This is a genomic window from Paenibacillus jamilae (genome assembly GCF_050482105.1).
Taxonomy (GTDB): Bacteria; Bacillota; Bacilli; order Paenibacillales; family Paenibacillaceae; genus Paenibacillus; species Paenibacillus jamilae_B.
In genome coordinates, this window is record NZ_JBCNHI010000005.1 from 160,174 (window position 1) to 174,224 (window position 14,051).

14 protein-coding genes and 1 other annotated feature are annotated in these 14,051 nt (G+C 47.1%); of the genes, 13 read left to right on the forward strand and 1 reads right to left on the reverse strand.

What is annotated here, in order from left to right:
- The first annotated feature begins 1 nt into the window (after position 1).
- The 7 genes from ABEW32_RS04480 to ABEW32_RS04510 all read left to right on the forward strand — a co-directional run bounded on the left by ABEW32_RS04480 (position 2) and on the right by ABEW32_RS04510 (position 7,045).
- The gene (locus ABEW32_RS04480) at positions 2 to 703 is read left to right on the forward strand and encodes a YggS family pyridoxal phosphate-dependent enzyme (protein ID WP_430185351.1); all 702 of its coding nucleotides are present in this window, start codon (positions 2 to 4) and stop codon (positions 701 to 703) included.
- Positions 694 to 1,146, forward strand: coding sequence for a cell division protein SepF (locus tag ABEW32_RS04485; protein WP_430185079.1), 453 nt, complete (start codon positions 694 to 696; stop codon positions 1,144 to 1,146). The genes ABEW32_RS04480 and ABEW32_RS04485 overlap by 10 nt, the downstream gene beginning before the upstream one ends.
- 7 nt (positions 1,147 to 1,153) lie before the next feature.
- A complete protein-coding gene (locus tag ABEW32_RS04490) occupies positions 1,154 to 1,411 on the forward strand; it encodes a YggT family protein (RefSeq protein ID WP_063210150.1) in 258 nt (85 codons plus the stop codon).
- An 8-nt stretch (positions 1,412 to 1,419) separates the two neighbouring features.
- Positions 1,420 to 2,202 carry a YlmH family RNA-binding protein gene (locus ABEW32_RS04495; RefSeq protein WP_430185081.1) on the forward strand — a complete coding sequence of 261 codons (783 nt, stop codon included), beginning with the start codon at positions 1,420 to 1,422 and terminating at the stop codon, positions 2,200 to 2,202.
- A 172-nt stretch (positions 2,203 to 2,374) separates the two neighbouring features.
- Entirely contained in the window at positions 2,375 to 2,884 is a 510-nt protein-coding gene (locus ABEW32_RS04500) for a DivIVA domain-containing protein (RefSeq protein WP_013311075.1), read from the forward strand.
- 169 nt (positions 2,885 to 3,053) lie between these two features.
- Positions 3,054 to 3,332, forward strand: a binding site (T-box leader).
- Between the two features lie 90 nt (positions 3,333 to 3,422).
- The gene (gene ileS, locus ABEW32_RS04505; RefSeq protein WP_430185083.1) at positions 3,423 to 6,512 is read left to right on the forward strand and encodes an isoleucine--tRNA ligase; all 3,090 of its coding nucleotides are present in this window, start codon (positions 3,423 to 3,425) and stop codon (positions 6,510 to 6,512) included.
- A 140-nt stretch (positions 6,513 to 6,652) separates the two neighbouring features.
- Complete coding sequence (locus tag ABEW32_RS04510) at positions 6,653 to 7,045, forward strand: DUF5665 domain-containing protein (RefSeq protein WP_430185085.1); 393 nt, start codon at positions 6,653 to 6,655, stop codon at positions 7,043 to 7,045.
- Positions 7,046 to 7,062: 17 nt separating this feature from the next.
- Here the strand turns inward: ABEW32_RS04510 and ABEW32_RS04515 are convergent, their stop codons facing one another.
- On the reverse strand, positions 7,063 to 7,797 hold the full coding sequence (locus tag ABEW32_RS04515) for a TraR/DksA C4-type zinc finger protein (RefSeq protein ID WP_430185087.1): 735 nt from the start codon (positions 7,795 to 7,797) through the stop codon (positions 7,063 to 7,065).
- A gap of 223 nt (positions 7,798 to 8,020) precedes the next feature.
- Here ABEW32_RS04515 and lspA point away from each other — a divergent pair, with 223 nt between their 5' ends.
- The 6 genes from lspA (at position 8,021) to carA (ending at position 14,050) form a co-directional block, all read left to right on the forward strand.
- On the forward strand, positions 8,021 to 8,512 hold the full coding sequence (gene lspA, locus ABEW32_RS04520; protein WP_430185089.1) for a signal peptidase II: 492 nt from the start codon (positions 8,021 to 8,023) through the stop codon (positions 8,510 to 8,512).
- A gap of 1 nt (position 8,513) precedes the next feature.
- Complete coding sequence (locus tag ABEW32_RS04525) at positions 8,514 to 9,485, forward strand: RluA family pseudouridine synthase (RefSeq protein WP_430185091.1); 972 nt, start codon at positions 8,514 to 8,516, stop codon at positions 9,483 to 9,485.
- 504 nt (positions 9,486 to 9,989) lie between these two features.
- Positions 9,990 to 10,550 carry a bifunctional pyr operon transcriptional regulator/uracil phosphoribosyltransferase PyrR gene (pyrR, locus tag ABEW32_RS04530; protein ID WP_430185093.1) on the forward strand — a complete coding sequence of 187 codons (561 nt, stop codon included), beginning with the start codon at positions 9,990 to 9,992 and terminating at the stop codon, positions 10,548 to 10,550.
- A 2-nt stretch (positions 10,551 to 10,552) separates the two neighbouring features.
- Complete coding sequence (locus tag ABEW32_RS04535; RefSeq protein ID WP_430185096.1) at positions 10,553 to 11,467, forward strand: aspartate carbamoyltransferase catalytic subunit; 915 nt, start codon at positions 10,553 to 10,555, stop codon at positions 11,465 to 11,467.
- 62 nt (positions 11,468 to 11,529) lie between these two features.
- Positions 11,530 to 12,852 (forward strand): dihydroorotase, encoded by a 1,323-nt coding sequence (locus tag ABEW32_RS04540; protein WP_430185098.1) that lies wholly within the window; start codon positions 11,530 to 11,532, stop codon positions 12,850 to 12,852.
- A gap of 61 nt (positions 12,853 to 12,913) precedes the next feature.
- A complete protein-coding gene (carA, locus tag ABEW32_RS04545) occupies positions 12,914 to 14,050 on the forward strand; it encodes a glutamine-hydrolyzing carbamoyl-phosphate synthase small subunit (RefSeq protein WP_430185100.1) in 1,137 nt (378 codons plus the stop codon).
- Position 14,051 lies beyond the last annotated feature (1 nt).

The window sequence follows — 14,051 nt, forward strand, 5'->3', positions numbered from 1 at the left end:
CGTGTCTTTGGAGGAACGAATTAAAGAAGTTAACGCCCGTATCGAAGCGGCATGTACCCGTAGCGGACGTTCGCGTGATGAAGTAAATGTGATCGCTGTCACGAAATATGTTTCGGCAGCGGCAATGGCATCGGTATTGGATAACGACTTGAAGCATGTGGGCGAAAATCGCTGGCAGGATGCTGCGGATAAATGGAGCAAGTTGGGTGACCGGGGAACGTGGCATTTTATTGGTCATCTTCAAACAAATAAGGTTAAAGATGTAATTGGAAAATTTAAATTTATACATTCGCTTGACCGCTTCTCGCTCGCCCAGGAATTGGACAAGAAGGCAGCTGCTCTGGGAATGCGAGTCCAGGCTTTTGTGCAGGTCAATATTTCTGGGGAAGTCTCAAAATATGGCTTATCCCCTGAGGCGGTTGCCCCCTTCTTGGAACAAATTCGCGAGTTGGAACATGTGGATGTCATCGGCTTGATGACTATGGCTCCTCATGAGGAAAACCCGGAGCTTACTCGGCCTGTGTTTCGGGGGTTGCGCGAACTGCGTGATCGGTTAAATGGACAAGCCTTGACTAGAGAACCCATCGTTCACTTGTCTATGGGGATGTCCAATGATTTTGAAGTGGCGGTTGAAGAAGGAGCGACCTGGTTGCGGCTTGGTTCCGTACTGGTTGGACGAGAGGAGGATTTTCAGTGGGCGTAATGAATAAGTTCATGAACTTTCTGGGGCTTCAGGAAGAAGAGGAAGTTATAGAGCGAGAGGTTATGAATACGCCGGAAGAACAAGAAATTGAAACCCCAAGCTTTGATAAACGTAAGAACCAGAAGGGTACGAATGTTGTCAGCATCCATTCACAGAAAAATGTGAAAGTTGTTCTGTATGAGCCGCGTTCTTACGATGAAGCACAGGAAATCGCCGACCATATCCGTTCACATCGCACTGTCGTGGTTAACTTGCAACGAATTCGCAAGGATCAGGCGCTACGCATCATTGATTTTTTGAGTGGCACTGTATATGCACTGAGTGGTGGCATTTCGAAGGTCGGTAACAATATTTTTCTGTGTACACCAGATACGGTTGAAATTCAAGGCTCTATTACGGAAATACTGGCTGACACTGAACAAGAACTTAACAGAATGAGGTGAGCTTTTCTTGATCGAGGTAATTTACTGGCTATTTCAGATTTATTCGTACATGATTATTGCATATGTTCTGCTGTCATGGCTTCCTAATGCCAGAGAGAGTGTAATCGGTGATCTACTTGCCAAGTTTGTGGAACCGTATTTGTCTCCTTTTCGCAGGTTTATACCGCCAATCTTCGGAATGATTGATATTTCACCTATCATAGCGTTGATTGCTCTGCGTTTTGCATCATACGGTTTGATTTCTTTAATTGGCAATTTCGTCTAGGAGGATTTATGCGAACTGAGATTTATGAGCATTTTCACCCGGATGAACGGGATTATGTGGATCGCGCTTCCGAATGGATCAGTCATGCGGGAGCTTATCATGAGCAGAAGCTGACTGATTTTTTGGATCCGCGACAACAGTACATATTGGAGACACTTGCTTCCAAAGAAGACAAGGTCACGATTAGGGTAGATGGCGGATACACGGCTTCAGAACGAAAGCGGGCGCTGATTGCGCCCGATTATTCGTATTTGGACGATGAAGAAATGGGAATTAAGGTTCTTTCCATCACTTCTGATGACCATAAACTCAATACTCTTGAGCACGGTGATTATCTGGGTGCCATATTGGGGCTTGGAATCAAGCGTGGAAAAATCGGGGACATTCACGTGCTGGATGATGGGTGTCATGTATTGGTGGCAGCAGAGATCGGAGATTTTATGACCATGCATTTGCAGCAGGTACATCGTGTTCATGTATGGACGGAACTGTTGCCAGTAGCAAGTCTTCGGACGAAGGAAGTTGCATTAGAGGCGATGGATCTCACGGTGGCTTCTTTGCGCCTGGACGGGATTGCTAGTGATGTCTACAAATTGAGCCGCAGTAAAATATTAGCGCCGATTCGAGCGGGACGATGTCGGGTAAACTGGAAGGTGGAGGAGAACCCATCGACTTCACTTAAAGTTGGAGATGTTATTTCAATGCAGGGATTTGGGCGTTTTAAAGTGCTTGAAACAGACGGAATGACAAAAAAGGGTAGATTCCGTGTCAAAATCGGTAAGTTTGTATAGCTGAAGGCAGGATTCATGAGATTTCTGTCGAAAGAATTAACCTATAGCGTTGAACTGGAACGATTTTGCTCTGTACAGTATTCACAAAACGGGGTATGATGACCGATAGATGATATTGAGCGTCGTGACGCGGAAAATGAATTTTTTGTCAATCTTATAGGAGGTGGACGGCATGCCATTAACGCCATTGGATATACATAATAAGGAATTTGCCCGCCGGCTTCGCGGTTATGATGAGGATCAGGTTAATGAATTTTTGGATCAGGTGATCAAGGACTACGAGGGCGTTATTCGTGAAAATAAAGAACTGAGCACCCAGTTGTTGAACGTACAGGAGAAGCTCGATCATTTCGCGACGATTGAGGATACGCTGAGCAAGACGATTATTGTCGCGCAGGAAGCAGCTGATGAAGTTCGCAACAACGCCAAGAAGGAATCTCAACTGATCGTGAAGGAAGCGGAAAAAAATGCGGATCGTATTGTGAACGAAGCATTGTCCAAATCCCGCAAAATCGCGTTGGAGGTTGAAGAGTTGAAGAAACAGGCTTCCATTTACCGAGCACGGTTTCGTACATTGGTGGAAGCGCAGCTCGACTTGTTAAGCCAAGATGGCTGGGAAGCACTTGAAAACCGGGAACGCGAAGTACTGGAGCGCGAGCGTGAAATGAAAGAAATCTATTAATTTTGATTTCTGACAAGCTTTTATTAGGTCTTGTTAGGGTTGACTTTTATCTTTAAACAGGCTATAACTGTAAATACTATACTGGATTCAACGATTATCCGTCTATCGGTTGATAGTTGTTATTCAAGGCAACGATGTTACTGGTTTAAGATTTAATGAATTTAACATGTGTAATTCGTTGATGGGAACGAGTACGTCATGATTTGTCCCTCAGAGAGTTGGCCTTTCGGTGCAAGCCAACGTTCAGAACATGATGGAAGATCCTCCCGGAGAAGTGGGCTGAAGCGCTTAAATTTATGGCGTGTGTAAGCAATCACCGTTTGCCATGCGTTATAATGGCGCCCTGCTGAAGTGGAGTAGGGCTCAGAGAGTCGTGACAAGATCGTCTTTTTAGACTGGTCTGTTTACGGAATCAGGGTGGTAACGCGAGCACAGTCTCGTCCCTTTTACAGGGATGGGGCTTTTTTTGTTGCTTTTTTTAGTGCTTTTTTTAGTGCGCTAGAACAATAAATGATGAGCAGAGAGGAAGTATGATGTTATGAACAGAGTGGATGTTAAAGAAAAAGCACGGTCTCGTGACCTGCGCATCCTGAACAAATGGAAACAGGAGGATACATTCCGCAAATCCATCACCAATCGTGAAGGAAAGCCTAATTTCGTGTTTTATGAAGGCCCACCAACAGCTAATGGTAAACCACACATCGGTCATGTGTTGGGTCGTGTAATTAAGGATTTCGTCGGTCGTTATCAGACAATGAAGGGATATCGTGTCGTACGTAAGGCAGGTTGGGATACGCATGGCCTGCCAGTGGAATTGGGCGTGCAAAAGCAGCTGGGGATCTCCCACAAACCTGAAATTGAAGAATATGGTGTTGAGAAGTTTATTAAAAAATGTAAAGCGAGCGTGTTTGAGTACGAGCAGCAATGGCGCGATTTAACCGAAGCGATCGGATACTGGACAGACCTCGATCACCCGTACATTACCCTGGACAATAACTATATCGAGAGTGTATGGAACATTTTGGCGACGATTCATGAGAAAGATTTGCTGTATCGTGGTCATCGGGTGAGCCCGTATTGCCCAGATTGTCAAACAACGCTAAGTTCCCATGAAGTCGCACAGGGCTACAAAGATGTAAAAGATCTAAGTGCTACGGCTAAATTCAAGCTGCATAGCAGTGGTGAATATGTACTTGCCTGGACGACAACACCTTGGACCTTGCCGAGTCACGTGGCGCTCGCGGTTAATCCTGAGCTGGAATACGCACGTGTGAAGCAGGAAGATGGTGTATACATCGTTGCTAAAAATTTGGTTGAAACCGTAATTAAAGGGGATCATGAAGTGATTGGCACGCTGTCCGGTTCAGAACTGGTTGGCCAAACTTATACCCCGCCATTTACTTATTTTCAGGTGGAGAAGGGTAATCAGATTCTGGGTGCGAAGTTCGTAACAGACTCCAGCGGTACAGGTATCGTTCATATGGCTCCGGCACATGGTGAGGATGACTATCGCGTATGTCGTGAAAACGGCGTTGGGTTTATTAATGTAGTGGATCTCCAGGGTAACTATGTAGCTGAAATTACTGATTTTGCGGGCCGTTTTGTGAAAGATTGCGATGTAGATATTGTAAAAATGCTGTCCGAAAAAGGCTTGCTGTACAGCAAGGAAAAATACGAGCATAGCTATCCGTTCTGCTGGCGCTGCGATACTCCATTATTGTACTATGCGATGGACAGCTGGTTTATCAAAACAACTGCGATCAAGGATCAACTGATTGCCAACAACAGCGAAGTTGAATGGTATCCGGGTCACATCCGCGAAGGACGCTTTGGCAAGTTTTTGGAGGAACTGGTGGACTGGAACATCAGTCGTGATCGCTATTGGGGCACACCGCTCAATATCTGGGTTTGCGAGGAAACTGGAGAACAGTTCGCACCCCACAGTATTGCTGAGTTAAGAGAACGTGCGATTGGGGACGTACCAGCAGATATCGAGCTGCACAAGCCATATGTAGATGATATCAAGGTTCGTAGCCAATGCGGTAAATACGAAATGACTCGCACACCAGAAGTCATCGACGTATGGTTCGATAGCGGCTCTATGCCGTTTGCACAGCAACATTATCCTTTTGAGAATAATGAAACGTTTGAGCAGCAATTTCCAGCTGATATGATCTGTGAAGGGATTGACCAGACTCGTGGCTGGTTCTATAGCTTGCTTGCAGTTTCGACGATGCTGACTGGCAAAGCTCCTTACAAAGCTGTCATGGCAACAGGTCATGTACTGGATGAGCAGGGACAGAAAATGTCCAAATCGAAGGGGAATGTTATCGATCCGTGGGAAGTGATTGACGAGTATGGTACAGATGCTTTCCGTTGGGCATTGCTCTCCGATAGCGCACCATGGAACAGCAAACGCTTCTCCAAAGGCATTGTAGGCGAAGCTAAATCGAAGCTGGTCGATACGCTTGTCAATACACACGCGTTTCTGACCTTGTATGCAGATATTGACGGATTTGATCCGGCAGAGCATCCATTCAAGCCATCGGCACACAAATTGGATCGCTGGATTTTGTCCCGTCTGAACAGCTTAATTTTGGTTGTGGACAAAGCATTGTCTGTCAATGACTTCCTGAACTCTGCCAAAGCGATTGAGTCGTTTGTGGATGAACTGAGCAACTGGTATATTCGTCGTTCACGCGATCGTTTCTGGGGCAATGGGCTTACAGAAGATAAGCTGGATGCGTACCGCACACTGACGGAGGTGCTGTTAACGACGGCGAAGCTGCTTGCACCGTTTACACCGCTGCTCGCTGAGGATATTTATCTCAACCTAAGCAATGGGGAAAGTGTTCATCTGGACGACTATCCATCTGCCAATGAATCTTTAATTGATCTGGAATTGGAACGTGATATGGAAACGGCACGTCGCGTCGTTGAATTAGCACGTAATGTCCGTAACGAAACAGGTCTGAAAACACGCCAACCGTTATCTGAGTTGATTCTGTCTATGGATCAGGATTTTGACCTGAGCGGCTATGAGGAAATCATCAAAGACGAGATCAATGTGAAGCATATTCATGTTGAGACGGACGATAGCGGATTTGTAGATTTTACACTGAAGCTAAATTTGAAAGTAGCAGGCAAGAAATACGGCAAAAATGTCGGATTCCTACAAAACCTTTTCAAAGGAATGTCTGCTGAGGACACTCGTTCTATTGTAGAAAAAGGAGTGCTGAACGTGGCTTCTCCAGAAGGGGAAGAACTACAGGTTACAGCCGAGGAATTGCTGGTGGAGAAAAAAGCGAAAGAAGGTTTCGCATCTGCTTCCGGCTATGGCTTAACGGTAGCGCTAAACACAGATATTACGCCTGAGCTTGAGCAAGAGGGCTGGGTACGTGAAGTGGTTCGTGCGGTACAAGACTACCGTAAAAAGCTGGATCTGCCGATTGAAAAGTATGTGGCATTGACGTTGGATGTAGACAACGAGCTGCGTCAGGCGATTGAAAGCTTCGATTCTGTGTTGCGTGAGAATGTATTGGTGACCACTGTGGCATTTGGTCAAGCCGAACCAGCAGAACATGTAGAAGTAAATGGAAAAACCATCGGCGTTCATATTGGGGAATAATTACAAGCCCCTTGTCCCATAATACAATAACAGGCAGTATATAAAAACGAGCCTAAGCATTGGAAACGGGTTTCCTCCGTTACGTGCTTCGGCTCGTTTGCTGCGTTCGGGGCAGCTATGGGAAAAGGGGGATTGTGCATATGACAGCACGGTCAAGGCGTACACGGGGGAGGGGTACCCGAGGGATGAACGGAGAAGGGACCGTCGTAGCCTCGGATAAGGGACTGGCAGGTGAACAGGCTGAGAAACTAAGTCGTGTGGAAAAGCTGGTACAGGCTGTGTCAGAGCAAATGGAACGAACACGTATTGCGGATTACGCTTTGCTGCTGAATAAGCCTTGGCGATTACTTTGGCTAAATCTAATATCTGGAATTTCCCGAGGAGTCGGCATCGCGCTAGGATTTACCTTTTTTGCAGCTACCATTATTTATGTGCTGCAAGTGCTCGGAGCGCTGAATTTGCCGATTATCGGTGATTATATCGCTGATATTGTACGGATCGTCCAGCGACAATTAGAGCTTACCACCTACTAGGACGGCTCGCTTCTAGGCTATGATTCGTCCTCATGCATATCTGGCTCCAACAAACCTTCACCCTCGCCATCTTCTATATATCGCTGATAAATAGAACTGCGAACAATGGATACATTTCTTCCATAAATGTCAGTAGCGACAAAGCTTTCATATGGCTCTACGAAGCCCATATTATCATCGCCGGCTTCAATTTCCATATCATCATAGCTGTGGACTTCTCCACTTTCCGCCATGGCGGGCGTGTTAGAGGTACCCCAATTCTCAACGATCTGCCAAGCATCTTCACCGTCAAAGCCGTTTTGTTCTTCACGCTCATCCAGGCTTGTTCTACCGAACGCAGGAGCGAGAAATTCTTCCTCGACTGGACGGTTGTTGGATACTTCTGTTTCAGGACTGTATTCTTTGCAATAAATGGTATAGGGAACTGCCAGCAATCTTTCATAAGGAATGGGCTTACCACTAGCAGCGCAGATACCATAGGTTCCCTTGTCCATAGCCATCAAGGCTGAATTGATACGTTCCAATTGAAACTCGTCATGTTCCAGCAAGGAAATGTCCTTGGCTCGTTCATAAGTTTCGGTCGCCAGATCGCCTGGATGGTTATCAATGGGAGAAAGCTCACCGGTTTGATCGCGTTGAGAATCGCCGAGTCCATAATGGTCGCTGTTTTGTAAACGATGCTCAATTTCCTTTTTGCGTTCCAGCAGTTCGTTGCGCAAGCCCTGCAATTGTTGGTCCGTCAATGGGGACATGGAATCCTCTCCTTATTCTAGGTTTCATGCATGTGTTGTGTCGGATATGCTCCTTGTAGTGTGCACCGGGAAGGCCTCTTTTACATAGGAAATTCTAATCAAATGATTCCATGCAAAGGACTATGCTCGATAGCCTGCGGGATTCGTGGACGATCTGAGAAGGCTTATGCTACAATAAATGGGTTCGACAACGGATATAAGCAGATCGGAGTGACGAAGGACTGTGATTTATTTTGGTATTGCGCTAATTATTTTTTTGATTGATCAGGGAGTTAAATATTTGGTGGCTACGCGGATGGAATTGTACGAGCAAATACCGGTCATCGGCAATTTCTTTCTAATCACCTCCCATCGTAATCGTGGAGCTGCTTTTGGGATTTTGGAAGGGCAACGTTGGCTTTTTATCGTGATTACAATTGTAGTAGTGATCGGTATCGTATGGTACCTGAGAAAGACAGTTAGAGCTGGGCAGAAGCTACTTCCTGTTGCGCTAAGTTTGGTGCTTGGGGGAGCGGTCGGTAATTTTTTGGATCGGGCTATTTCTGGAGAAGTGGTTGATTTTGCACAATTCAATTTTGGAAGCTATACATTCCCGATTTTTAATGTAGCGGACTCGGCGATTGTCATCGGTGTTGCACTGATTATTTTGGATACATTGCTGGAATCGCGGCGGGGAAAAGGGAATGGCATGGATAGCGTTGAAGGGAAGTCATAGCATGAACGAAGTGAATGAAAGCGGCGAAGCCACAGGTTTGTCTTATGAGGACGAACTGGAGGGTGAATCTCTGGAATGGACAGCAGGTTCGGAGGATGCCAAAACACGTATAGACAAATACATCGCCGAAGAAATGAAGGATGTGTCTCGTTCCCAGATTCAGCTATGGATTGGGGATGGTCGCGTGCTGGTGAACGGTGCGGTGATCAAAGCGAATTACAAGCTGGCTGAAGGAGATCGTATTGTACTATCGATACCTGAGCCGGAAAGTGTAGATATTATACCGGAAAATATTCCGCTAGATGTTGTGTATGAGGATTCAGACGTTATTGTTATTAACAAGCAACGTGGTTTAGTCGTGCATCCTGCACCAGGACACTCCTCGGGAACACTGGTCAACGCACTGATGTATCATTGCCATGATCTTTCCGGCATTAACGGAGAATTACGTCCAGGTATTGTTCACCGGATTGATAAGGATACATCTGGACTGCTGATGGCGGCTAAAAATGATCAGGCCCATGCATCACTTGCAGCCCAGCTTAAGGATCATAGCGTGACTCGAAAATATATAGCATTGGTCCATGGTCATTTGAGCCACGATCAGGGAACCGTAGATGCTCCGATCGGTCGTGATTCAGGTGATCGTAAAATGTTCACGGTTACGGAACGCAACAGCAAGCATGCAGTTACCCATTTTCTCGTCATTGAACGGTTAGGGGATTATACCCTGCTTGAACTTCAATTGGAGACAGGGCGCACACACCAAATTCGTGTTCACATGAAATTCATTGGACATCCGCTGGTTGGTGATCCCATGTATGGGCGCAGTAAAGGGGTTCGTATGGATGGTCAGGCACTGCACGCGGCGGTACTGGGATTTAAGCATCCAACTACTGGAGAGTACCTGGAATTTAGCAGACCGATCCCTCCTGATATGGAGGATGTATTAGCCTCCTTGCGTAGTCGCTAAAACCATGATGTTTTGCATTCCTATTCAAAAATTTGAATAAGTTATTAAGTAAAACCGCCTAAATGGCGGTTTTTTTATTGTCTAAATAGGAATGGGTAAAAACAACTATGGATAATTATACAACTAAGATGTATAATTATTAAAGTGCTTCCGGTGGTTCCGGTTGAACGGGTGTTGACATGAGATTTTCAATCTGTCATACTTCTTGTAGTTGCGATGAACTTTGTCCAAGAGATGGCTAACCATCTCGCACTATAAGAAGCAGGACAAAGGAAATCCTGAATAGCACCTTTAAATCAGTCCCGTGAGGCTGGCAAGGTAACGTGAATGGATCACTGATCAGTGCATCCGCTGCGGCGGTATGTCTTCAGTGTGTCCGACAGATCGGAGAACAGTGGAAGACTGTTCACACGAGACTCCTTGCCAAACTTGGGCAAGGAGTCTTTTTTGTATCCGAACACGGGACCAGGTCTGAAGGGAACATCACCTGAGGAGGCTGGAAGCATGAGTAGTGAAACACATGTACTGATGGATGAAATTGCGATTCGTCGGGCATTAACGCGGATTGCACATGAAATTTTGGAGAAAAACAAAGGTATTGACGATTGTGTGCTAGTAGGTATTCGAACACGCGGAGTTCATCTGGCGCAGCGCTTGGCTGAAAAAATTGCTGAAATTGAAGGCGCACCGATTCCGTGGGGAGAACTGGATGTCACAGCCTACCGGGATGACCGAAGCAGCGTTGCCGAGGCTAAAGGAAATGGTAAAGAGCTTTTGATGAATCCTGCCGACATATCGGTTCATGATAAGAAAGTCATTCTCTTTGACGATGTGCTGTACACAGGCCGCACCATTCGCGCGGCGATGGATGCTTTGATGGACTGCGGACGACCGCAAATGATCCAGCTGGCCGTGCTAGCAGATCGCGGACACCGTGAGCTTCCGATTCGTCCGGATTACATCGGCAAGAACATCCCGACCTCCAAATCTGAAGAAATCGTAGTTGCACTTCAAGAGACGGACGGTAAGGACGAAGTGACGATCATTCAGAACCGGGGGGAATAGGTATGATCACAACAGCCAGTCAACTTAGAGAACGTAGCCTGCTCGGATTAAAAGAACTTAGCCGAAATGAAATTGAGTCGATTTTGGATCGTGCTCAGTATTGGGAATCACAGCCGCAAAAACTAATTCCAGTTCTACAGTCACGCTTCGCGGCCAACATGTTTTTTGAAAATAGTACACGCACACGCTTTTCCTTTGAAATGGCGGAGAAGCGACTCGGCGCTCAGGTTTTGAACTTTTCTGCTGCGGCTTCCAGTGTAGAAAAAGGGGAGTCCATTTACGATACTGTGCGTACGCTCGAATCCATGGGCATTGATGCTGGAGTCATCCGGTTAAAGCCAGCCGGAGTGCTGCAAGAGCTTGCTGAAAAGGTCAGTGTCCCGCTGGTTAATGCGGGGGACGGCAACAATGAGCATCCAACGCAAGCTCTGCTAGACCTTTACACCATGCGCAAAACTTTCGGTGAGCTTAAAGGCTTGAGAGTATCCATCATAGGAGACATTCTGCACAGCCGGGTAGCTCGCTCGAACCTGTGGGCTTTGCAAAAATTCGGAGCCAAGGTTAGCTTCTGTGCACCAGACAATATGCAGGCATCTGATCTTGCAACGTACGCGCCTTATGTGCCGATGCAAGAAGCATTGCAGGCAGACGTAGTCATGATGCTGCGGGTGCAGTTGGAACGGCATGCTGAAGGAATGTTGCGCTCAGCGGATGAGTATCGAGAGCAGTACGGTTTGACAGAAGAAAGAGCAGCGGGCCTTAAGTCCGGAACAATTATCATGCACCCGGCTCCAGTGAATCGAAATGTGGAGATTGACAGTGCAGTTGTGGAAAGCGAACAATCGCGAATTTTTCCGCAAATGGCCAACGGGGTTCCAATTCGCATGGCGGTTATGGAACGGGCAATGAAGCTGTAGAAACTGTCAGCAGAATCGTAGGATAAAAAGTTGTAAAAAACCTGAGCGGAGGAATATTTCAGATGAAACAATTAATTATGAATGCAAGCGTATTGAACGAGCAGGGCGAGACGGAATTAAAATCCATCCTCATCGCTGACGGAAAAATTGTGGCTATCGCAAATGCGGAAGCCGGAATTAGCCTCATTATGGAGGAAGGGGCATCCGGGCAAGAGCTCGAAGTCGAAAAAATCGACGCCCAGGGAAAGCTGGTCATCCCTGGTCTAATCGACATGCATGTGCATCTGAGAGAACCTGGCTTTGAATATAAAGAAACAATCGAAACAGGCAGCCGCGCTGCGGTAAAAGGTGGATTTACCACGATTGCCTGCATGCCAAACACACGTCCGGTGACGGACAATGTGGACACAGTTCAACTGGTATTGAAAAAAGGGCAAGAGGCTGGGCTCGCCAAGGTGCTTCCTTATGCAGCCATCACGAAAAACGAACTGGGACGTGAACTGACGGATTTTGAAGCGCTCAAAGCAGCAGGTGCAATCGGCTTTACGGATGATGGAGTCGGAGTGCAGAGTGCACAAATGATGAAGGATGCCATGTCACGAGCCAAAGCGCTGGATATGCCGGTCATTGCACACTGTGAAGATAACACACTTGTTGTAGGAGCAGCGGTGACAGACGGTGAATTTGCCAAGCGCCACGGGCTCAAAGGTATACCCAATGAATCTGAGGCGATCCATGTCGGACGTGATATCCTGCTATCCGAGGCAACCGGGGCACATTATCATGTATGCCATGTGAGCACAGAGCAATCGGTGCGATTGATCCGCCATGCCAAATCCTTTGGTATCAAGGTCACTGCCGAGGTATGCCCGCATCACTTGGTATTGTCCGATGAGGACATTCCTGGACTGGATGCCAACTGGAAAATGAATCCTCCGCTACGCTCCCCGCGTGATGTACAGGCATGCATCGAGGGGCTGGAGGACGGTACGATTGATATCATCGTAACTGACCATGCAGCACACAGCGAGGAAGAGAAGGCAAAAGGGTTGGAGATGGCACCATTTGGAATCGTCGGATTTGAGACAGCCTTCCCACTGCTATACACAAAATTTGTAGCTACCGGGCAATGGACGCTGGACTTTCTGGTACGCCGCATGACGGCTGACCCGGCGCGTGTCTTCCGACTTGATACAGGACGCCTCGAAGAGGGAGCAACTGCTGACCTGACCATGATTGACCTGGAGCAGGAGCAGGCAGTTGATCCACAAACGTTTGCCAGCAAAGGACGCAACACTCCTTTTACAGGCTGGAAGCTCAAAGGCTGGCCCGTGAAAACTTGGGTAGATGGCAAACTGGTATGGTCTGCTGACGAAGCGCAATAATACACAACTACTTAAAAAATAGAACCTTATAGCAGGAAACAATATAGAGGAGTGAGACGGGATGCAGGCAAGATTGTTACTTCAGGACGGCACGCTGTTTACAGGCACATCATTTGGTGCGGAAGGTGAAAAAACAGGCGAAGTCGTTTTCAACACAGGGATTACAGGCTATCAAGAGGTGCTGACGGATCCCTCTTATTGCGGACAAATCGTAACCATGACTTACCCGCTGATTGGAAACTACGGAATAACTCGTGATGATTTTGAATCGGTACGGCCTTATGTCCATGGCTTTGCTGTTCGACATTACGAGCCAGCGCCAAGTAACTGGCGTGCTCAATACAGCGTGGGCGATTTGCTGAAGGAATATGGCATCATAGGCATTAGCGACATCGACACCCGCATGCTCACCCGGATTATTCGCCATCATGGTACAATGAAGGGCATTTTGACGACCGGTTCCCAGCCGGTGGAAGAATTAAAAGAAATGATGTCCGATCTGACCATCGAAGAACTGCGCAATCAGGTTCCTTTGACTTCTACACCTCATCCGTATAGCAGTCCTGGCAACGGAGAACGGATCGTATTGATTGACTATGGTGCGAAAAGCGGCATCCTGCGCGAACTGAATAAACGGGATTGCGATGTGGTTGTCGTTCCACATGATACGACTGCCGAGGAAATTCGTCGCTTAGATCCAGACGGTATTCAGCTGTCCAACGGTCCTGGAGATCCGAAAGACGTACCACATGCCGTTCGGACGGTGGCTGAACTGCTAGGTGAATACCCAATTTTCGGAATTTGCTTAGGACACCAGTTGTTTGCCTTGGCTTCGGGCGCTGATACGGAAAAGCTGAAATTCGGACATCGCGGTGGTAACCACCCGGTAAAAGAACTGGAGAGCGGACGCTGCTTTATCACATCACAAAATCATGGCTACACAGTGAATGAGGATTCGATCCAAGGAACTGAGCTTGAAGTGACGCATATTAACAACAACGATAAAACGATCGAGGGTCTTAAACATACGAAGTATCCTGCGTTTTCGGTGCAATACCATCCAGAGGCTGCACCTGGTCCTTACGATAATGGCTATCTGTTTGACCGTTTTCTGGAAATGATCCGTGAGCACAAAAGAAATCAACCACAGCAACCACGTCAGGCTGCCATCGCCGCCGCAGTGAGAGGAGAGCGCTAAT

Excerpts from the sequence above, each read along its gene's own strand:
- ABEW32_RS04495 (WP_430185081.1), top strand. The coding sequence starts at position 1,420 with ATGCGAACTGAGATTTATGAGCATTTTCACCCGGATGAACGGGATTAT.
- ABEW32_RS04500 (WP_013311075.1), top strand. The coding sequence starts at position 2,375 with ATGCCATTAACGCCATTGGATATACATAATAAGGAATTTGCCCGCCGG.
- ileS (WP_430185083.1), top strand. The coding sequence starts at position 3,423 with ATGAACAGAGTGGATGTTAAAGAAAAAGCACGGTCTCGTGACCTGCGC.
- ABEW32_RS04510 (WP_430185085.1), top strand. The coding sequence starts at position 6,653 with ATGACAGCACGGTCAAGGCGTACACGGGGGAGGGGTACCCGAGGGATG.
- ABEW32_RS04515 (WP_430185087.1), bottom strand. The coding sequence starts at position 7,797 with ATGTCCCCATTGACGGACCAACAATTGCAGGGCTTGCGCAACGAACTG.
- ABEW32_RS04525 (WP_430185091.1), top strand. The coding sequence starts at position 8,514 with ATGAACGAAGTGAATGAAAGCGGCGAAGCCACAGGTTTGTCTTATGAG.
- pyrR (WP_430185093.1), top strand. The coding sequence starts at position 9,990 with ATGAGTAGTGAAACACATGTACTGATGGATGAAATTGCGATTCGTCGG.
- ABEW32_RS04535 (WP_430185096.1), top strand. The coding sequence starts at position 10,553 with ATGATCACAACAGCCAGTCAACTTAGAGAACGTAGCCTGCTCGGATTA.
- ABEW32_RS04540 (WP_430185098.1), top strand. The coding sequence starts at position 11,530 with ATGAAACAATTAATTATGAATGCAAGCGTATTGAACGAGCAGGGCGAG.
- carA (WP_430185100.1), top strand. The coding sequence starts at position 12,914 with ATGCAGGCAAGATTGTTACTTCAGGACGGCACGCTGTTTACAGGCACA.